The sequence below is a fragment of the Streptomyces sp. NBC_00388 genome, from assembly GCF_036061255.1.
Lineage (GTDB): Bacteria > Actinomycetota > Actinomycetes > Streptomycetales > Streptomycetaceae > Streptomyces.
The window spans coordinates 5,378,084-5,398,036 of sequence record NZ_CP107948.1 but is presented as its reverse complement, the minus strand read 5'-3'; the positions used below and the strand labels follow the sequence as shown (position 1 = coordinate 5,398,036).

The window sequence follows — 19,953 nt, the reverse complement described above, 5'->3', positions numbered from 1 at the left end:
CCCCTCGCGTGGGCTTGTGGCACTTCGCACCACGGGTGAGGCTGCTCTGTGACACCTGGAGCGGAAGGGAGGGTGCCCCGATGGAACGGACCGTCAGCTGCCGGGAGCGGTGCACCCGGTGAGTCACCGCCCGCCACCGCCGTACCCGGTGCGCGGCCCTTCCGTGCCGTGCGCCGTGCGCGCCGTGCGCGGCGCACTCGGGCCGGCCGTGCCGGACACGTGCGGGTACGGCGGACTCTGCCAATGGTGTGAATCCGCGACCCCCCGCGCGGCCGGCCACGGCCCCTCCGCGACGCGCGGCCCACCTGGTCCTTGCCTTGCACATTACGCACGAGTACTTAACTCAGGAGCCGGATTGCCCACCGGAGGAGTGGGGGAAGGCTCCTCCGGTACCCACTTGAGCGCACCCCCACCCCTCACCACGACTGAGTGAACGCGGACAGGAGCGGTCATGCCCGCAGCCCGCAAGCCATCACCGGACAAGCCGGCCGGGAGGACTCTTCCGACGTCCCCGCAGCGGCCGAAGTCCCCGAAACGACCGAAACGGCAACCCACCGGACGGCTGATCGGCCGTATCCCGGTGCTCGATGTGCGACCGCGCGTCGGCGGCGGGCACCGGCCCGCCAAAGCGGTGAGCGGGGAGACCTTCCAGGTCACCGCGACCGTCTTCCGCGAGGGCCATGACGCCGTCGCCGCGAATGTCGTCCTGCGCGGCCCGCGCGGCAGGAAGGCGGCCTGGGCGCCGATGCGGGAGCTGGCCCCGGGCACCGACCGCTGGGGCGCCGATGTCACCCCGGACCGCGAGGGCCGGTGGACGTACACGGTGGAGGCGTGGAGCGATCCCGTCACGACCTGGCTGCACACCGCCCGGATCAAGGTCCCGGCGGGCATCGACACGGAGCTGGTGCTCGCCGAGGGCGCCGGACTGTATACGCGCGCCGCCGCCGGGGTGCCGAAGAGCAAGGGGCGCCGGGCGGTCCTCGCGGTGGCGCGGGCGCTGGGCGACACGGGCGCCCCCGCCGGCGACCGCCTCGCTGCCGCGCTCGCCCCGGAAGCGGCGGCGGCCCTGGCCCGCTACCCCTTGCGTGAACTGGTCAGCGCCTCGGAGCCGCTGCCGCTGCTCGTCGAGCGCGAGCGGGCGCTCTACGGATCCTGGTACGAGCTGTTCCCGCGCTCCGAGGGTGCCGTCGTCGAGGAGGGAAAGCCGCACGTCAGCGGCACCTTCAGGACAGCGGCGAAGCGTCTTTCGGCAGTGGCGGCCATGGGGTTCGACGTGGTCTATCTGCCGCCGATCCACCCCATCGGCACCACTCACCGCAAGGGCCCCAACAACGCGCTGACCGCCGGGCCCGACGACGTGGGGGTCCCGTGGGCCATCGGCTCACCGGCCGGCGGCCACGACGCCGTCCACCCGGATCTCGGCACCCTGGAGGACTTCGACGACTTCACCGGGCGCGCCCGTGAGCTGGGCCTGGAGGTCGCGCTGGACTTCGCGCTCCAGTGCTCGCCCGACCACCCGTGGGTGACCCAGCACCCCGAGTGGTTCCACCACAGGGCCGACGGGTCGATCGCGTACGCGGAGAACCCCCCGAAGAAGTACCAGGACATCTACCCGATCGCCTTCGACCGGGACATGGCAGGCCTGGTCACCGAGACGGTCCGCATCCTGCGCTTCTGGATGGAGCACGGCGTACGGATCTTCCGCGTGGACAACCCGCACACCAAGCCGGTGGTCTTCTGGGAACGGGTCATCGCGAAGGTCAACGGACGCGACCCGGACGTGGTCTTCCTGGCCGAGGCGTTCACCCGGCCCGCGATGATGCACACCCTCGGCGCTGTCGGGTTCCAGCAGTCGTACACGTACTTCACCTGGCGGACCGGGAAGCAGGAGCTGACCGACTACGTCACCGAGCTGGCCGGGGATTCCGCGGCGGTGATGCGGCCCAACTTCTTCGTGAACACCCCGGACATCCTGCACGGGTACCTGCAGCACGGCGGCCGGCCGGCCTTCGAGGTGCGTGCGGTGCTCGCGGCGACGATGGCGCCGTCCTGGGGGGTGTACGCCGGGTACGAGCTGTGCGAGAACACCACGGCGCGGGCGGGCAGCGAGGACTACCTGGACTCGGAGAAGTACCAGTTGCGGCCGCGCGACTGGGAGGCCGCCGAGCGGGAGGGGCGGACCATCGCCCCGCTCATCACCACGCTGAACGAGTTGCGGCGCCGGCATCCGGCCCTGCGGCAGCTGCGTTCGGTGCACTTCCACCACACCGACAACGACGCGGTGATCGCGTACTCGAAGTCGGTCTCCCGCGCGGCCCCCGCGCCGGACGGAGCCCCCGCCGGATCGAACACGGTTCTGATTGTCGTCAACCTTGACCCGCACCACACCCAGGAGGCCACGGTCTCGTTGGACATGCCGGATCTCGGCCTGGAATGGCACGAGTCCGTCCCGGTGCGCGACGAGCTCACCGGCGAGACCTACCACTGGGGCAGGGCCAACTATGTGCGTCTGGAGCCGGGCAGCACGCCCGCGCACATCCTGGTGCTGCGACCGTCCCCGCCGATCGGAGGGTCACCCACATCATGATTGTCAATGAGCCCGTCCACGACAAATTCGAGGACACTCCCACCAAGGACCGTGACCCCGACTGGTTCAAACGCGCCGTCTTCTACGAGGTCCTGGTCAGGTCGTTCCAGGACAGCAACGGAGACGGCGTCGGTGACCTCAAGGGCATCACCGCCAAACTGGACTACCTCCAGTGGCTCGGCGTCGACTGCCTCTGGCTGCCGCCGTTCTTCAAGTCGCCCTTGAGGGACGGGGGTTACGACGTCGCGGACTACACGTCCGTACTGCCGGAGTTCGGTGACCTCGCCGACTTCGTCGAGTTCGTCGACGCCACCCACCAGCGCGGCATGCGCGTGATCATCGACTTCGTGATGAACCACACGAGCGACCAGCACGAGTGGTTCCAGGAGTCACGGAAGGACCCGGACGGTCCGTACGGCGACTACTACATCTGGGCCGACGACGACAAGCAGTTCGCGGACGCCCGGATCATCTTCGTCGACACGGAGACCTCCAACTGGACCTTCGACCCGGTGCGCAAGCAGTACTACTGGCACCGGTTCTTCTCCCACCAGCCGGATCTCAACTACGAGAACCCGGTGGTGCAGGAGGAGATCATCTCGGCACTGCGCTTCTGGCTCGACCTGGGCATCGACGGCTTCCGCCTCGACGCGGTCCCGTACCTCTACCAGGTAGAGGGCACCAACTGCGAGAACCTCCCGCAGACCCATGCGTTCATGAAACGGGTGCGCGCCGAGATCGACGCGAGCTACCCGGACACGGTGCTCCTCGCCGAGGCAAACCAGTGGCCCGAAGACGTTGTCGACTATTTCGGCGACTTCAAAAAGGGCGGCGACGAGTGCCACATGGCATTCCACTTCCCGGTGATGCCGCGCATCTTCATGGCCGTGCGGCGGGAGTCCCGCTACCCCGTGTCGGAGATCCTGGCCAAGACCCCGGCCATCCCGAAGAACGCCCAGTGGGGCATCTTCCTCCGCAACCACGACGAGCTGACGCTCGAAATGGTGACGGACGAGGAGCGCGACTACATGTACTCGGAGTACGCCAAGGATCCGAGGATGCGGGCCAACATCGGCATCCGCAGGCGGCTAGCGCCCCTGCTGGACAACGACCGCAACCAGATCGAACTGTTCACCGCGCTGCTGCTCTCGCTGCCCGGGTCGCCGATCCTCTACTACGGCGACGAGATCGGGATGGGCGACAACATCTGGCTCGGCGACCGGGACGCGGTCCGCACGCCGATGCAGTGGACCCCGGACCGGAACGCGGGTTTCTCGTCCAGTGACCCGGGCCGGCTCTACCTGCCGACCATCATGGACCCGGTCTACGGCTACCAGGTGACGAACGTCGAGGCCTCGATGGCCTCACCCGCCTCACTGCTGCACTGGACCCGCAGGATGATCGAGATCCGCAAGCAGAACCAGGCCTTCGGTCTCGGTTCGTACACCGAGCTCCCGTCGTCCAACCCGGCCGTCCTCGCCTTCCTCCGGGAGTACAAGGACGACCTGGTCCTGTGCGTCCACAACTTCTCGCGGTTCGCGCAGCCGACCGAGCTCGATCTGAACGCCTTCACCGGACGCCATCCGGTGGAGCTGATCGGCGGAGTGCGCTTCCCTCCGATCGGTGAACTCCCGTACCTGCTGACCCTCGCGGGGCACGGCTTCTACTGGTTCCGCTTGCGCAAGGACGCCGCCACCGTGTGACGGCGGCCCGGGGCGGGGCGGTTTCCGCCGCCTCACCCCGGGCACCCTTCTCACCAGCACCCGGCCCACAGAGCCGTAGTCCATCTGGTCCATCCTCACCCGCACCGTCCCGCACAGCCGGATTCCCGCCCCCATTGCGTTCAGCATGGGAGGCGACCCCACGCAATCCGGGACACTCTGCGCATCGTGTGGTGTGCCCGGGAAAGGACGCGATGCCATGTCCAAGGCTGCATCCACCCGGAACAGCGCGCGCTCCGCCGGGTCGTCCGGCCCCCTCGACCTCCTGGACTCCCTCGCCCCCCTGCTGCACGAGTGGCTGCCAAGACAGCGCTGGTTCGCGGGCAAGGGCCGCCCCGTCACCGCCTTCGCCCTGGTCTCGGCCACCGAACTGCTGCCGCTCGGCGCGGCCCCCGGGCTGCTCCATCTGCTGGTCCGCGCCGAGCAGGACTCCCCCGCCCCGGCCCGCTCGGCCGGCGACTGCTACCAGCTGCTGGTCGGCGTACGGACCTCGCTGCCGCCACGCCTCTCCGGCGCGCTGATCGGCCGGGCCCGCACCGGGCCGCTGGCCGGGTCCGTGCTGTACGACGCGCTGCTCGACCCGCGGCTGACCGGACTGCTCCTGGAGCGGCTGCGCGAGCCCGGCCGGATCGGCGCGCTGCGTTTCGACCGCGACCCCCGGGCGGAGATCCCGGCCGGACTGCCCGCACGTCCGCTCGGCGCCGAGCAGTCCAACACGTCGCTGGTCTATGGCGATACGTTCATCCTGAAGGTCTTCCGCCGGGTCCACCCGGGGTCCAACCCGGATCTGGAGCTGCCGCTCGCGCTGGCCCAGGCGGGCTGCGCGCGGGTGCCCGCGCCGGTCGCCTGGTACGAGACGACAGAACCCGAACCCGCCACACTGGGCGTGCTCCAGCCGTATCTCTCGGGGTCCGACGACGGCTGGCAGCTGGCCCTGCACGCACTCACCGACGGCCACGACTTCACGGCCGGCGCGCGGGCGCTGGGCCGGGCGACCGCCGAGGTGCACGGGACGCTGGCGTCCGCGCTGCCCACCGCGGTCCTGCGCAAGCAGCAGATACAGCATCTGGCCGCGGAGATGACGGAGCGGCTGGAGGCCACGGCCCAGGCGGTGCCCGCACTCGCGCCGTACGTGGCCGGGCTGCGCACCGCCTTCGACGCGGTCGCAGACCTGGGCCACGCGGGCCGGACCTGGGCCGCTCAGCGTATCCATGGCGACCTGCATCTGGGCCAGAGCCTGCGGACCGGGAACGGCGAGTGGTCGGTCATCGATTTCGAGGGCGAACCGGCCCGTCCGCTCGCCGAGCGCACCCGCCCGCAGCCGGTGGTCCGGGACGTCGCGGGGATGCTGCGCTCCTTCGACTACGCGGCCCGCACCCACCGGCCCTGGGCCCCTGAGTGGGCCATCGGCTGCCGCGACGCGTACTGCGAGGGGTACGCGTCGGTGTCCGGCGCGGACCCGCGCGCCGAGCCCGAGCTGCTGCGGGCGTACGAGACCGACAAGGCGGTGTACGAGGTCCTCTACGAGGCCAGGAACCGCCCCGACTGGCTGCCCGTCCCGATGGCCGCGATCGAGCGGCTGTCCCTTCCCGAATCCCCCGTTACGTACCGCGCGCCGAAGCTGCCGAGGAGGCCGCCCCAGTGACCGCCCGTCCCCCGTCCCGCACTCCGTCGCCCGCCGAACCCGAGCCCGCAGGGATCGCCGGGCCCACAGCGCCCGCAGTCCCGGCAGCCCCGGGGGAGAACGTCCCCGTGCTGCCGTCCCAGCCGACCGGTGGGGTGCGCCCCGCGGAGACGCCCGGCGCCGATGACCGGGGGCGGCTGCTGAGCGGCGGCCACCACGACCCGCACGCGCTGCTCGGCGCCCATCCGGTCGGCGGCGGCATCGCCGTCCGGGCGCTGCGGCCGTACGCACGCGCCGTGACCGTGATCGCGAAGGGGCTCCGCGCCGAACTGCACGACGACGGCGAGGGGTTCTTCTCGGGGCTGCTGCCGCTGAGCACGGTTCCCGAGTACACGCTCCTCGTGACCTACGACGACACCGAGATCGAAGTGCAGGACCCGTACCGCTTCCTGCCGGCTCTCGGCGAGCTCGACGTGCACCTGATCGGCGAGGGGCGCCACGAGGAGCTGTGGACGGCACTCGGCGCCCGGCCGATGACGGTCCAGGGCGTCGCCGGAACCCGCTTCACCGTGTGGGCTCCCAACGCGCGCGGGGTGCGGGTCAGCGGGGACTTCAACTACTGGGACGGCACGGCCTGCCCGATGCGTTCACTCGGGTCGTCCGGTGTGTGGGAGCTCTTCCTGCCGGGCGTCGGAGAGGGGGCGCTGTACAAGTTCGACCTGATGCGCCCGGACGGCAGCCACACCCTGCGCGCCGACCCGATGGCGCGGCGCACCGAGGTGCCACCGGCCACCGCTTCGGTCGTGACCCAGGCGCACCACCACTGGCAGGACGAGCAGTGGATGGCGCACCGCGCCGACCGCCCGGTGCACGAGGCGCCGTTCTCCGTCTACGAGGTGCACCTGCCCTCCTGGCGCCCCGGCCTCACCTACCGGCAGCTGGCCACCCAGCTGACCGCGTACGTCCAGGACCTGGGCTTCACCCATGTCGAGCTGATGCCGGTGTCCGAGCACCCCTTCGGCGGCTCGTGGGGGTACCAGGTCACCGGTTTCTACGCGCCGACGTCGCGCATGGGCACTCCCGACGACTTCCGGTACCTGGTGGACTCGCTGCACCGGGCGGGCATCGGTGTCCTGATGGACTGGGTGCCCGCGCACTTCCCGAAGGACGACTGGGCACTGGCGCAGTTCGACGGGCGTCCGCTGTACGAGCACGCCGACCCGGCCCGCGCCGAACACCCCGACTGGGGCACCCTGGAGTTCGACTACGGACGCACCGAGGTCCGCAACTTCCTTGTGGCCAATGCCACTTACTGGTGCGAGGAGTTCCACATCGACGGGCTCCGGGTGGACGCCGTCGCCTCGATGCTCTACCTCGACTACTCCCGCGAGGAGGGCCAGTGGTCGCCGAACGAGCACGGCGGGCGGGACAACCCGGACGCGGTCGCCTTCCTGCAGGAGATGAACGCGACGGTCTACCGGCGCAACCCCGGTGTGGTGACGATCGCCGAGGAGTCGACGGCCTGGGACGGTGTCACCCGGGCGACCGACCAGGCCGGCGCGGGCGGCTTCGGCGGCCTCGGCTTCGGGCTGAAGTGGAACATGGGGTGGATGCACGACTCGCTGGAGTACGTGGCGAAGGAGCCGGTGCACCGCAAGTACCACCACCACGACATGACGTTCTCGATGGTGTACGCGTTCAGCGAGAACTACGTCCTGCCCATCTCGCACGACGAGGTGGTGCACGGGAAGCAGGCCCTGGTCTCGAAGATGCCCGGTGACTGGTGGCAGCAGCGCGCCACGCACCGCGCCTATCTCGGCTTCATGTGGGCACATCCCGGCAAGCAACTCCTCTTCATGGGGCAGGAGTTCGCCCAGGGTGCCGAGTGGTCGGAGGCACACGGCCCGGACTGGTGGCTGCTGGACCCGTCGTACGGTGCGGCGCACGACCACCGCGGGGTGCGGGACCTGGTGCGCGACCTGAACGCCGTGTACACGGCGGCTCCCGCCCTGTGGCAGCGCGACACCGACCCGGGCGGTTTCGCCTGGGTGGTGGGTGACGCGGCGGAGGACAACGTCTTCGCCTTCCTGCGCTACGACGCGCACGGCGAGCCGCTCCTGTCGGTCTCCAACTTCTCCCCCGTGGTGCGCCACGACTACCGGCTCGGGGTGCCGGACCCGGTTCCGGAATGGCACGAGGTGCTCAACACCGACACCGGCCTCTACGGGGGCGGCGACCTCCGCAACACGGAGCCGCTGAAGCCCGAGCCGGTGCCGTACCACGGACGCCCGTCGAGCATCGCGCTGACGCTTCCGCCGCTGGCGACGGTGTGGTTCAGGCCGGCCTGAGCCGCCCGGGCCCGGCGGACCCCGCGGAGGTGCGGCGGCGTGGATCTCACGCGCCGCGCCTCCGCGGTGTCATGGGCGGCTCCCCGCCGCGCCCCTGAGGCAGTCCGGGAGCGCGTCGCCGGTGTGCACGATCCCGGCCCGCTGGGTGGCCCGGGTCAGCGCCACGTACAGATCGCTCGTACCGCGCGGCGAGCCGGAGAGGATCAGACCCGGCTCCACCACGATCACCGTGTCGAATTCCAGGCCCTTCGCCTGCCTGGGATCGAGCAGGACGACCGGCCGGTGCAGATCGGGCTCGCCGCCGGCCACGTCCGGGAGTACGGCGGCCAGTTCGCGGTGGAGCGCGGCGGGGGCGATCACGGCGAGCCTGCCCTCGTGCGCGCGCTCGGACGCGACGGCCTCGGCCACGGCGCGGGGCAGGTCGCCGGCGGCCCGCACCCAGGGCGCCACCCCGGTGGAACGGATGGAGCGCGGCGGCCGGAACGACGGATCGGCGGCGGCCGGGACCGCGGCGGCGACCTCCATGATCTCGGCGGGGGTGCGGTAGTTGATGCCGAGCCGCACCTGCTCGTACCGGTCACCCACATAGGGGGCGAGCATCGTCGCCCAGTCGCCCACCCCGCCCGGCTCCGCGGTCTGGGCCGGGTCGCCGACCAGGGTCATCGAGCGGGTCGGCGAGCGCCGCATCAGCAGCCGCCACACCATCGGCGACAGCTCCTGCGCCTCGTCCACGATGATGTGGCCGAAGGCCCAGGTACGGTCGCCCGCCGCGCGTTCGGCGGCGCTGCGGTGGTCGGCCTCCTCGTGGCGCTCGGCCATCCGCTCGGCGTCGATGATGTCGTGCGCGGCCAGCAGCTCGGACTCCTCGTCCTCGAACTCGAAGGACTCGGAGCCCAGCGACAGATCGAGGACGCCCTGGGCGAAGGCGACCTGCTCCTGGCGGGCGGCCTCGGCCGCGGCGCGCACCGCGGAGTCGTCCTCGCCGATCAGCTCGGCGGCCTCGTCGAGCAGCGGGATGTCCGCCACCGTCCACTCGCCGCTCGCGCGGCGGATCAGCGCGGCGTCGGCGTCCGGCAGGTGCACCGGCTCGGTGAGGTAGTCGGCGACCACCCGCTGCGGAGTGAGGGTGGGCCACAACTCCTCGATGGCCGCGTGCACTTCGGGGCTGGACGCGACGGCTTTGCCGAGCTGGGCGAGGTCGTCGGGGCCCAGGAAATTGGGGCCGCCGTAGGGGTCGGCACCGAGCCGGTCGGCCAGCTGCGCGGTCAGGTCGTCGATGACGCGGAACGCGAAGTGCGGGCGGGCGAGGTTGTGCGGCAGCCGCATCGCACGGGCCCGCTCACGGGCGGTGTCGGCGATGGTCCAGTCGAGCAGCAGATCACCGTCGTCGTGCGGGATGACCAGGGGCTCACCGGGCTCCGGGGTCCGCTGGAGATCCCGTACGAACCCGGCCAGCGCCTCCGCCATTGCGGTGCGCCCCTTGACGGCGGCGGCCGCCGGGGTGTCGGTGGCGGTGGCGGTCACTCCCGGGAAGAGCTCGCCGGGAGTGGCGAGCAGCACGCCTGTCTCACCGAGCGAGGGCAGCACCTCACCGATGTAGCCGAGGAAGGCCGGGTTGGGGCCGACGACGAGGACGGCCCGGCGGGCGAGCTGGTCGCGGTGGGCGTAGAGGAGGTAGGCGGCCCGGTGCAGCGCGACCGCGGTCTTACCGGTGCCGGGACCGCCCTCGACGACGAGGACGCCGTGGTGCGGGGCGCGGATGATCTCGTCCTGCTCGGCCTGGATGGTCTGCACGATGTCGTGCATCCGGCCGGTGCGGGCGGAGTCCAGGGCCGCGAGGAGCACCGCGTCGGCGTCGGACCCCTCGTGGCCGGTCCGCTCGGTGTCGGTGAGATCGAGGATCTCGTCGTGGAGCGCGGTGACGGTCCGGCCCTCGGTGGTGAGGTGCCGGCGACGGCGCAGGCCCATCGGGGAATGCCCGGTCGCGAGGTAGAAAGGCCGCGCGATCCGCGCCCGCCAGTCGATCACCAGAGGGGCGCGTTCGTTGTTCTCGTCGGCCTCTTCGCGGATTCCGATACGGCCGATGTGGTAACGGGATCCGTCGGTGAAATCAATGCGGCCGAAGCAGAGCCCGGATTCCACGGAATTCAGCGCGCCGAGCAGCCCGGACCGTTCAGCGACCAGCACATCGCGCTCGACCCGCGCCTGGAGCCCCTTCCCCACCTGGGCGAACGAACGCTGGACGGCGGCCTCGGCGCGCTCCCGGAGCGCGTCGAGCCGCTCGTAGAGCCGTGAGACGAATTGCTGCTCGCTCTGCAATTCCTCGGTTGACAATGCAGCTCCTGACGCGATACGGTGACGTTATAAGGCTTACTCACCCAGCTTTGGGCTGCTCAGAGCAGCACAGAGACAGGAAGTATTCACTGTACGCGTCGCAATACCCCGGACGTCAATTCGCCCGGGGTATTTTTGTGCCGGATTCCGTGTCGAATGCCCCTCCGCGCGGGGCTGCCTCCGGGTCAGAGCACCTCGGCCAGCTCCTGGAGCAGCCGCCGTTTCGGGCGGGCGCCGACCATGGACTTCACCGGCTCCCCGTCACGGAAGACCATGAGGGTGGGCATCGACATCACCCCGTACCGGACCATCACATCCGGGTTGCTGTCGGCGTCCAGCTGTACGACCTTGAGGCGTCCCGCCTCCTCGCCCGCGACGGCGCTCAGGACCGGCGCGAGCTGACGGCACGGTCCGCACCAGTCGGCGGTGAACTCGACCAGGACCGGCAGTCCTGCCGCGAGCACCTCGGTGTCGAAATCGGCATCGGTCACGGTGCCGACGCCCTCTGCGTGGATCATTTCCGGTCTTCCTCCCACTCGGCTCTTCCGGACAGTTCGCAACGCGGCTCCGGGCCGTCAGGCAACTCGGCCTCGGCACGCGCCAGTTCCGCTCCCACCTGGCGGCGGACTCCCTGGAGCTGCCCGATCAGCGCGTCCAGCTCGGACAGTTTGCGGCGGTAGACGGCGAGCGAGGCGGGGCAGGCGTCGCCCGCCGGGTGCCCGGCACGCAGGCATTCGACGAACGGCCTGGTCTCCTCCAGGTCGAAGCCGAAGTCCTGGAGCGTCCTGATCTGCTGGAGGAGCCGCAGATCGTCCTCGTCGTACGTCCGGTAGCCGTTCACCGCCCGCCGTGCGGGCAGCAGCTCCCGGGACTCGTAGTAGCGCAGAGCGCGGGTGGTGGTCCCGGCCCGCTCCGCCAGCTCGCCGATTCGCATGCCCCGAAGGTAATCCTTGACGTCGGCGTCAAGGCAAGGGCCACCCCTGCGGCGACCGCGGGGGTGGCCCTCACTGGCCGTCACTCCGGCTCAGACCGAGGTGGCCACCGGCTCGTCCGCGGGCGCCGCTTCCGGCTCCGTACGCCGGCCGCGGCCCGGGATCAGGACGGCCACCAGCACCGTGCCCACCCCGAGGATCACCGCGCCGACCAGGCTGGTGTGGGCGACCGCCTCCGAGAAGGCGCCGTTCACCGCGTCCGCCAGGGCCCGCGCCTGTTCGGGCCCCGCCGTGGCGCCGGCCTTCCGCGCCACGGCCAGGCCCGCGCCCACCGAGTCCTGGGCGGTGCTCAGGACACCGGCCGGCAGCTTGCCGCCGACCGCGTCCGCGAGGTGCGAGGAGTACGCGCCGGAGAGCACCGACCCGAGAATCGCGATGCCCAGTGAGCCGCCCAACTCGATCGAGGTGTCGTTGACCGCGCCTCCGACGCCCAGTTCGGACTCCGGGAAGGCGCCCATGATCGCGTCGGTGCACGGCGACAGGGCGAGTCCGATGGCCAGGCCGAGCAGGACCAGCGGCAGGACGAACTCCCCGTACCCGGAGGCCGCGTCGATCCGGGTGAGCAGCGCCAGCGAGGCGGTTCCGCCGACCATGCCCGCCGTGACGGTGACCCGCATCCCGAGCCGGGGCGTCAGGATCCCGGTCAGCGCCGAGCCGACGAAGACCGCACCGGCCAGCGGCAGCATCCGCACCCCCGTCTCGAAGGCGTCGAAGCCGAGGACGAACTGGAGGTGCTGGGTCAGGTAGTAGAAGGCGCCGAACACGGCCAGGAAGAAGAGGGCGACGGCGAGGTTGGATCCGGCGAAGCCCCGGTCGAGGTAGCGCCGTACGTCGAGCACAGGACGCGGGTGCCGCAGCTCCCACAGCACGAACGCGACGAATCCGGCGCCCGCCACGACGGCGGCCGTGATGGCCTTGGCGCCCCAGCCGAAGTGCGGCCCTTCGATGATCATGTAGACGAGAGCGCCGACGGAGACCACCGAGAGCAGCCCGCCCACGTAGTCGATCCGGTCGTGGTGCCCGGCCTTCGACGGCGGCACCAGGACGAAGGCGCCGATGATGGCGAGGACCGCGATGGGCACGTTGATCAGGAAGGTGGACGCCCAGCCGTGGTGCTGGAGCAGCGCCCCCGCGACCAGCGGGCCGGCGGCGATGGCCAGGCCCGCGGTGGCCGTCCACAGCACGATCGCCTTGGCGCGCTCGGCACGCGGGAAACTCGCGGCGAGCAGCGACAGCGTGGCAGGCATGATCATCGCCGCGCCGACGCCCATGACGGCGCGGGCCGCGATGACGCCCGTGGCGCTGCCGACCAGCGACCCCGCGACCGCTCCCCCTCCGAAGACGACGAGCCCGAGCACGAGCGCGCCGCGCCTGCTGTATTTGTCGCCGATGGCACCGAGCAGCAGCATCAGGGCCGCGTACGGGACGGTGTAGCCGTCGATGACCCACTGGAGGTCGGCGCTGCTGAGCCCCAGGTCCTGGGTCATGTCGGGCGCCGCGACCGTCAGGGCGGTGTTCGCCATCACGATGATCAGCAGGCTCAGACAGAGGACCAGCAGCGCCCACCAGCGGCGCCGGTACGGGCCTTCCATCTCTGCGACCGGTTGCTTCACCACGAGATTCATGACGCTCCACCATCCCTACTACTTGCACATGCTTGTGCAATTACACACTGCTGTGCAATTTAACGCGCTTCCCGGCGCGGTGCAAAATGGGGCCCGTGACTTCCGGACGAGCAGACGCCAACCGCCGCCGCATCCTGGATGTGGCGCTCACCGAGCTGCTGCACGATCCGGACGCCTCGATGGACCAGATCGCCCGGGCGGCCGGAGTCGTACGCCGCACGGTCTACGGTCACTTCCCGAGCCGCGAGGCGCTGATCGGCGCGCTCGTCGACAACGCGACGGCCGCAGTGGTCGAGGCCCATGCCACCGGGCGGGAAGGCATCAGCGACCCGGCCGAGGCGCTGGCCCGCGCCACCCTCGCGGTCTGGGAGATCGCCGACCGCTACCGCCTGCTGGTCGCACTGGCGCAGCGCAGCGTCACGATGGCCGGAATCAAGCAGCGCCTCACCCCGGTGCGCGAGACCTGCACGGCACTGCTCCAATACGGCCTGGATGAGGGCGTGTTCACCTCACCCCTGCCTGCGGCGGCCCTGGCGTACGTCCATGAGCAGGCGCTCTTCGGCCTGATGGAGGCCGTGAACGAGGGGGCTCTGCCGGCAGCGGAGGGCGGAGCGGCGGCGGCCGGCACTCTGCTGATGACAGCGGGGGTCCCGGCCCCGCAGGCGGCCGCGGTGGTGAGCGCGGCGCTCGGGGACCGGGACGGGGGGGTGAGGGCCGGACGGCGCTCTGCAGGTCCGGCCGCCGCTCACCGCGGGCCCGGCCGGCGGTGAGCGGGAGGAGCCGTGGCCCGCTCACCGGGCCGGTCCGGGCGGCAGACCGGGTTCAGCGGCCGGTGGTGAGGACCATGCGGAAGCGCGCCGATCCCGCCAGCATCCTGTCGAACGCCTTGCCCGCGTCCTCCAGAGGTGCCTCCTCGGTCCACGAGCGGACCCCGCTCTGCGCGGCGAAGCGGAGGGTGTCCTCGGTGTCGACGGCCGTGCCCGACGCGTGGCCGTAGACCTTCTTCGTGCCGCCGATGAACTGCAGCCCGCTGAACGTCATCTCGTCGGGGGTGGCGCCGACCACGATGAGTTCGCCGCGCCGGCCCAGACCGTCGAAGGTCGCCGTCATCGCCGCGCCGTTGGTGACCGTGGCGAGCACGACCTTCGCGCCGCCCAGCCGCTGGAGTTCGTCGGCGACGTTCTCGGTGGTGCTGTCGATGTAATGCCTGGCCCCGAGGCCGTGCGCGAGCTTCGCCTTCTCCGCGCCGCGGGCGATCGCCACCGTACGGAACCCCATTTTCGCGGCGAACTGCACGCCGAGGTGGCCCAGTCCGCCGACCCCCAGAATCGCGACCAGGTCGCCGGGGCGGGCCGCGCTGCGGCGCAGCGCGTTGAAGACGGTGACGCCCGCGCAGGCGAGCGGGGCCGCCTCGACGGCGGTCAGCTCGCCGGGGATCCGGGCCAGCGCGACCGACGGTACGACGACCGTGTCGGCGTAGCCGCCGGGGTAGGCGGCGCCCGGGATTTCGAGCCGCGCGCAGTTGACGCCGTCGCCCGACCGGCAGGCCTCGCAGTAACCGCAGCTGCCGCCGTACCAGCCGACAGCCACCCGGTCACCGGCCTCCCAGCCGTCCACGCCCGCACCGAGCGTGTCGATCCGGCCCGCGATCTCGTGGCCGGTGGTCACAGGGAACGTCACTCCGGGCAGCATCCCGCCGGTGATCATCGCGTCGGAGTGACAGATCCCGCAGGCCTCCACGGCGATCCTGACCTGGCCAGGACCCGGTTCCGGGAGCTCGGTCCTGACGAGGGCGAAGGGACCGCCGGGCTCGGCTACCTGCATCGCGCGGGGGGACGAGGGGGTGGATGTCATGGGGCCTTCCTTGCCTTCGGGGGAGGGTACGAGAAGTGCGCGGGGCGTCCGTGGTCCGCCCGCCTCTCCCAGTGTGGGCACTGGGCGCCCCATCGGCCACGCGCGGACCGCGCGTGGCGCCCGGCACGGCGCCGGACCGTACGGCGAACCGGGTCGACGGGGGTACGGGAACGGCGTCCTGTCCGGCGCGGGACAGGGCCGGGGCCCGATGTCAGTGGCCGGTGGCAGCATGGCATCCGTCCGCCACCCGTACGTCCGCAGTACCCGTCACCGCCCGCCGCATCCCCCTGCCGCCCCACACGCAGCCGCCTCCCCGGCCCCGCTCCTCAGCCCGGCCCGACCGCACCACCAGGGAATCCGTATGAAGCACACCGAACACCGTTGCGCCTGGGCGGACGGATCCGGCCTGATGGCCGCCTACCACGACGAGGAGTGGGGACGCCCTTCGCACGACGACCGCTACCTCTTCGAGTTCCTGATCCTGGAGGGCGCCCAGGCCGGGCTCTCCTGGTCGACCGTGCTCAACAAGCGGGAGAACTACCGGCGGCTGCTGGACGGATTCGATCCGGCGAAGATCGCCGCGTACGACGAGGCCAGGCTGGCGGAGCTGCTGACCGATCCGGGCATCGTGCGCAACCGGCTGAAGGTCGCCTCGCTGGTGAAGAACGCCCGGGCCTTCCTCGCCGTACAGGAGGAGTTCGGCTCGTTCGACGCGTACCTCTGGCAGTGGACCGGCGGGAAGCCGGTCGTCAGGCGTCCCGGCCCCGGCGAGTCGCTTCCGGCCAGCACGGAGCTCTCCGACCGGATCAGCAAGGACCTCAAACGGCGCGGCATGAACTTCGTCGGAACGACCATCGTCTACGCCTACCTCCAGGCCGTCGGCGTCGTCGACGAGCACTGGGCGGGGTGCCCGGCAGCGGTGGCGCTGGCGGACTGAGCCGCGGGACCCACCTGCGGTGCGCGCCCGCGGCCTTGCGGGTGCGCACCGCAGCAGCCCCGTCCGGCGGTCCGGCGCCGGGTCAGGAGCGCGCCACCGGCTGTTTGCCACCGTCCCGCGGCTCCGGCATGTCCTGCGGACCATGCCCGCCGGCGCCACCGGCGGCGCCATCGCCGGGGTCCGCGTCGCCATCGGCCGCCGCACGCCCAGGCCGGTCGTCCATCAGCGTCGCCTCGTCGAACGGCAGCCGGCCGGACAGCACCTCCACCGCCCGGGCCTTGTCGATCTCCTTCGTCCAGGTGCCCACCAGGACCGTCGCGACGGCGTTCCCTGCGAAGTTGGTCATCGCCCGCGCCTCACTCATGAAACGGTCGATCCCGACGATCAGCCCGACCCCGTCCACCAGATCGGGGCGGTGCGACTGGAGACCTCCGGCGAGCGTGGCGAGACCCGCCCCGGTGACCCCCGCCGCGCCCTTGGACGCGACGATCATGAAGAGCAGCAGTGAGATCTGCTCACCACCGCTCAGCGGCTTGTCCATCGCGTTGGCGACGAAGAGCGCCGACATCGTCAGATAGATGGCGGTGCCGTCCAGGTTGAAGGAGTAACCCGTCGGGACCGTGATCCCGGCGACCGGCCTGCTCACGCCCAGGTGCTCCATCTTCGCGATCAGCCGGGCCAGCGCCGACTCCGACGACGAGGTGGAGAGGATCAGCAGGAACTCACGGCCCAGATACTTCAGCAGCCGGAAGATGTTCATGCCCGCGATCAGCCGCAGCAGCGTGCCGAGCACGACGAAGACGAAGAGCGCGCAGGTCAGATAGAAGCCGATCATGATGACAGCCAGGGATTTCAGCGCGTCCACACCGGTCTCGCCGACCACCGCCGCCATCGCCCCGAACGCGCCCACCGGGGCCGCCCACATGATCATGGCGAGAATCCGGAACACCAGCCGCTGGATGTGCTCGATACCGCGCAGCACCGGCCGCCCCGCCGGGCCGATCGCCTGCAGCGCGAAGCCGGAGAGGAGCGCGATGAGCAGCGTCTGCAGGACCTGGCCCTCCGTGAAGGCGGAGACCATGGTCGTCGGGATGATCCCGAGCAGGAAGTCCGCTGTGGAGTCGCCGCCGCCGGTGGCCTGCGCGGCGCCCGCGTGCCGCACCGCCTCCGTCAGATGCAGTCCCGAGCCCGGCTCCAGCACGTTCCCGACGACGAGGCCGATGGCCAGCGCCACCGTCGACATCACCAGGAAATAGCCGAGCGCCAGGCCGCCGACCGCGCCGACCTTGGCCGCCTTGCGGACCGAGCCGACGCCCAGCACGATCGTGCAGAAGATGATCGGCGAGATCATCATCTTGATGAGATTCACGAACCCCGTGCCCAGCGGCTTGAGTTCGACGGCCACGCCGGGTGCGGCGAAGCCGACCACGATGCCGAGCACCACCGCGGCGATCACCGCGAGATACAGATAATGCGTACGGTCCCGCTTCTCTGCGGACACGCTTGCCTCCTCGTACACGTCCGATCCACGTCCCTGACCATCCCGGTGGATCCCCGCGACTCTCCAGCAGCGTGTGACCGCGGTCACCCTTGCGTGCATTTCGTTCACGGATTTCGCAGCGTGCAGACTGTCGGCCATGCTCATACGCACTCCCCGGCCCCGCAGCCTGGCCGGCCAGCTCTTCGCGATGCAGGTCGTGCTCGTCGCGGTGATCGTGGCCGGGTGCGCCGTGTTCAGTTACGCGTCGGACCAGCGCCAGGCCCAGGCGGCAGCGCGGCGCCAGGCAACGGCCGCCGCGACCGCGGTGGCCCTCTCCCCCTCCGTGCGCCGGGCGACCGTCTCCGCCGACCCGTCCGCGGTGCTCCAGCCGTACGCCGAGCAGGTGCGCCGCTCCACCGGGGTGGCCTTCGTGACGATCATGGACATCCACGGGATCCGCTGGACGCACCCCGACCCGGACCGGATCGGTGAGCACTATCTGGGCCATACCGCGGAGGCGCTGCGCGGCAGGACGTACGCCGAGACCTACACCGGCACGCTCGGCCCGTCCGCCCGGGTCGTCACCCCGGTCAGGGCGGACGGCGGTCCGCACGGCAGGGTCACCGGCCTTGTCAGCGCGGGCATCACCGTGGAGCGGATCGACGCGCAGCTCCAGGCGCAGGTGAGCGTGCTGCTCTGGTTCGCCGGGGTCGCACTCGCCCTCGGCGGCATCGGCACGTATGTCATCAACGCGCGGCTGCGCCGCCACACGCACGGGATGAACTCCGCCGAACTGAGCCGGATGCACGACTACCACCAGGCCACCCTGCACGCCGTACGGGAGGGGCTGCTGATGCTGGACAGCCACCGCCGTATCGCGCTCATCAACGACGGCGGCCGGGAACTGCTGGGTCTCGGCGAGGACATGGTGGGGCGCGGCGCCGCCGATCTGGGCCTGCCGGCCCCGCTCACCGGACTGCTGCTCGCGGACGGGCCGCGGGTGGACGAGGTGCACCTGACGGCCGACCGGGTCGTGGTCGTCAACAGCCGCCCGGTCTCCTCGGGCGAGCACCGCGGCACGGTCGTCACCCTGCGCGACCGCACCGAACTCCAGGCGCTCGCCGGTGAGCTGGACTCCGAGCGCGGCTTCACCCGGGCGCTGCGCGCACAGGCCCATGAGGCGGCCAACCGGCTGCACACCGTCGTCTCGCTGATCGAGCTGGGACGGGCCGCTGAGGCGGTGGATTTCGCCACCGGGGAACTGGAGCTGGCGCAGGCCCTCACCGACCGGGTGGTGGGCGCGGTGGACGAGCCGGTGCTCGCCGCGCTGCTGCTCGGCAAGGCGGCGCAGGCCAACGAGCGCGGGGTCGAACTCGTACTGGCCGAGGACAGCGTCCTCGACGAGGGGCTGCTGCCCGCCCGCGATCTGGTGACGATCCTGGGCAACCTGATCGACAACGCGGTCGACGCCGCCCAGGGCAGCGACGGCGCCCGGGTCACGGTGGCGGTCCGCGCGGCCGGCGGTGAGCTGCTGATCCGGGTCCGCGACACCGGCCCAGGGGTCTCCCCGGGCGACGACGTCTTCCGGCTCGGCTGGTCGACGAAGAGCACCGGCCGCGGTCTCGGCCTGGCCCTGGTCAGGCAGACCGTGCAGCGCGGCGGGGGTACGGTCACCGCGGCGGGCGCGGAGTTCGTCGTACGGCTGCCGGTCCGACAGGAGGTGACCCCGGCGTGATCAGGGTGCTGGTGGTCGAGGACGACCCGGTGGCGGCGGACGCCCACGAGCTGTACGTGGGCCGGGTCCCCGGCTTCACCGTCACGGGCACGGCGCACTCCCGGGCGGAGGCGGTACGGATCCTGGACCGCACCCCTGTCGACCTGCTGCTGCTCGATCTGCATCTGCCCGACGGCCACGGCCTGCAACTGGTCCGCTCGCTGCGCGCCGCGGGACACACCGCGGACGTCATCGCGGTGACCTCGGCGCGCGATCTGGCCGTCGTACGGGAGGGGGTCTCGCTCGGGGTGGTGCAGTACGTGCTGAAACCGTTCACCTTCGCCACCCTGCGCGACCGCCTGGTGCGGTACGCGGACTTCCGCGGGGCTGCGGCGGGCGAGGCGAGCGGCCAGGAGGAGGTGGACCGGGCCCTGGCCACCCTGCGCACCCCTGAACCGGCCTCGCTCCCCAAGGGCCTGAGCGCCCCCACGCTGGAGGCGGTGACCCGCACCCTGCGCGGGGCCCCCGACGGGACCACGGCCACCGCGACCGCCGAGGCGGTCGGCATCTCCCGGATCACCGCGCGCCGCTATCTGGAACACCTGGTGACCACGGGCCGGGCCGTGCGCCGGCCCCAGTACGGACAGATCGGCCGGCCGGAGCTGCAGTACCGGTGGCTGAGCCATGCGTAGCGGCCCGCACCGGCTGCCGTCGCCGGGGCCCGGGCGGCTCTCCGC

General features: G+C 71.4%; 14 protein-coding genes. 8 read left to right on the top strand and 6 right to left on the bottom strand.

Going from position 1 to position 19,953, the window contains the following annotated elements; translation table 11 throughout:
* Positions 1 to 562 precede the first annotated feature (562 nt).
* From OG917_RS24230 to glgB, 4 genes are all read left to right on the top strand, one after another.
* Positions 563 to 2,587, top strand: a complete 2,025-nt coding sequence (locus OG917_RS24230; RefSeq protein WP_328322138.1) for an alpha-1,4-glucan--maltose-1-phosphate maltosyltransferase — start codon at positions 563 to 565, stop codon at positions 2,585 to 2,587.
* Positions 2,584 to 4,290 carry a maltose alpha-D-glucosyltransferase gene (treS, locus tag OG917_RS24225; RefSeq protein ID WP_328319715.1) on the top strand — a complete coding sequence of 569 codons (1,707 nt, stop codon included), beginning with the start codon at positions 2,584 to 2,586 and terminating at the stop codon, positions 4,288 to 4,290. Before OG917_RS24230 ends, treS begins: the two co-directional genes overlap by 4 nt.
* A 217-nt stretch (positions 4,291 to 4,507) precedes the next feature.
* Positions 4,508 to 5,953 carry a maltokinase N-terminal cap-like domain-containing protein gene (locus OG917_RS24220; protein WP_328319714.1) on the top strand — a complete coding sequence of 482 codons (1,446 nt, stop codon included), beginning with the start codon at positions 4,508 to 4,510 and terminating at the stop codon, positions 5,951 to 5,953.
* A 107-nt stretch (positions 5,954 to 6,060) separates the two neighbouring features.
* A complete protein-coding gene (gene glgB, locus OG917_RS24215; protein ID WP_328322136.1) occupies positions 6,061 to 8,280 on the top strand; it encodes a 1,4-alpha-glucan branching enzyme in 2,220 nt (739 codons plus the stop codon).
* Between the two features lie 69 nt (positions 8,281 to 8,349).
* Here glgB and OG917_RS24210 read toward each other — a convergent pair whose 3' ends face one another.
* The 4 genes from OG917_RS24210 to OG917_RS24195 form a co-directional block, all read right to left on the bottom strand.
* Positions 8,350 to 10,599 carry a HelD family protein gene (locus tag OG917_RS24210; protein ID WP_328322134.1) on the bottom strand — a complete coding sequence of 750 codons (2,250 nt, stop codon included), beginning with the start codon at positions 10,597 to 10,599 and terminating at the stop codon, positions 8,350 to 8,352.
* 200 nt (positions 10,600 to 10,799) lie between these two features.
* Positions 10,800 to 11,132, bottom strand: a complete 333-nt coding sequence (gene trxA / locus OG917_RS24205; RefSeq protein ID WP_328319713.1) for a thioredoxin — start codon at positions 11,130 to 11,132, stop codon at positions 10,800 to 10,802.
* The gene (locus OG917_RS24200) at positions 11,129 to 11,548 is read right to left on the bottom strand and encodes a MerR family transcriptional regulator (RefSeq protein ID WP_328319712.1); all 420 of its coding nucleotides are present in this window, start codon (positions 11,546 to 11,548) and stop codon (positions 11,129 to 11,131) included. Before OG917_RS24200 ends, trxA begins: the two co-directional genes overlap by 4 nt.
* 90 nt (positions 11,549 to 11,638) lie before the next feature.
* Positions 11,639 to 13,231: an MFS transporter gene (locus OG917_RS24195; RefSeq protein ID WP_328319711.1), complete on the bottom strand. Its 1,593-nt coding sequence runs from the start codon at positions 13,229 to 13,231 to the stop codon at positions 11,639 to 11,641.
* Between the two features lie 86 nt (positions 13,232 to 13,317).
* Here OG917_RS24195 and OG917_RS24190 point away from each other — a divergent pair, with 86 nt between their 5' ends.
* The gene (locus tag OG917_RS24190) at positions 13,318 to 14,001 is read left to right on the top strand and encodes a TetR/AcrR family transcriptional regulator (RefSeq protein WP_328319710.1); all 684 of its coding nucleotides are present in this window, start codon (positions 13,318 to 13,320) and stop codon (positions 13,999 to 14,001) included.
* Between the two features lie 52 nt (positions 14,002 to 14,053).
* Here the strand turns inward: OG917_RS24190 and OG917_RS24185 are convergent, their stop codons facing one another.
* Positions 14,054 to 15,085, bottom strand: a complete 1,032-nt coding sequence (locus OG917_RS24185; protein WP_328319709.1) for an alcohol dehydrogenase catalytic domain-containing protein — start codon at positions 15,083 to 15,085, stop codon at positions 14,054 to 14,056.
* 361 nt (positions 15,086 to 15,446) lie between these two features.
* Between OG917_RS24185 and OG917_RS24180 the strand changes: the two genes are divergently transcribed.
* A complete protein-coding gene (locus tag OG917_RS24180; RefSeq protein WP_328319708.1) occupies positions 15,447 to 16,022 on the top strand; it encodes a DNA-3-methyladenine glycosylase I in 576 nt (191 codons plus the stop codon).
* 82 nt (positions 16,023 to 16,104) lie between these two features.
* On the opposite strand, the gene OG917_RS24175 is transcribed toward OG917_RS24180, so the two are convergent.
* On the bottom strand, positions 16,105 to 17,523 hold the full coding sequence (locus OG917_RS24175; protein WP_328319707.1) for a cation:dicarboxylate symporter family transporter: 1,419 nt from the start codon (positions 17,521 to 17,523) through the stop codon (positions 16,105 to 16,107).
* Positions 17,524 to 17,659: 136 nt separating this feature from the next.
* On the opposite strand from OG917_RS24175, the gene OG917_RS24170 reads away from it, so the two are divergent.
* Both OG917_RS24170 and OG917_RS24165 read left to right on the top strand, forming a co-directional pair.
* Positions 17,660 to 19,237: a sensor histidine kinase gene (locus tag OG917_RS24170; protein WP_328319706.1), complete on the top strand. Its 1,578-nt coding sequence runs from the start codon at positions 17,660 to 17,662 to the stop codon at positions 19,235 to 19,237.
* Positions 19,234 to 19,908 carry a response regulator gene (locus OG917_RS24165; protein ID WP_328319705.1) on the top strand — a complete coding sequence of 225 codons (675 nt, stop codon included), beginning with the start codon at positions 19,234 to 19,236 and terminating at the stop codon, positions 19,906 to 19,908. Before OG917_RS24170 ends, OG917_RS24165 begins: the two co-directional genes overlap by 4 nt.
* The last annotated feature ends 45 nt before the right edge of the window (positions 19,909 to 19,953 follow it).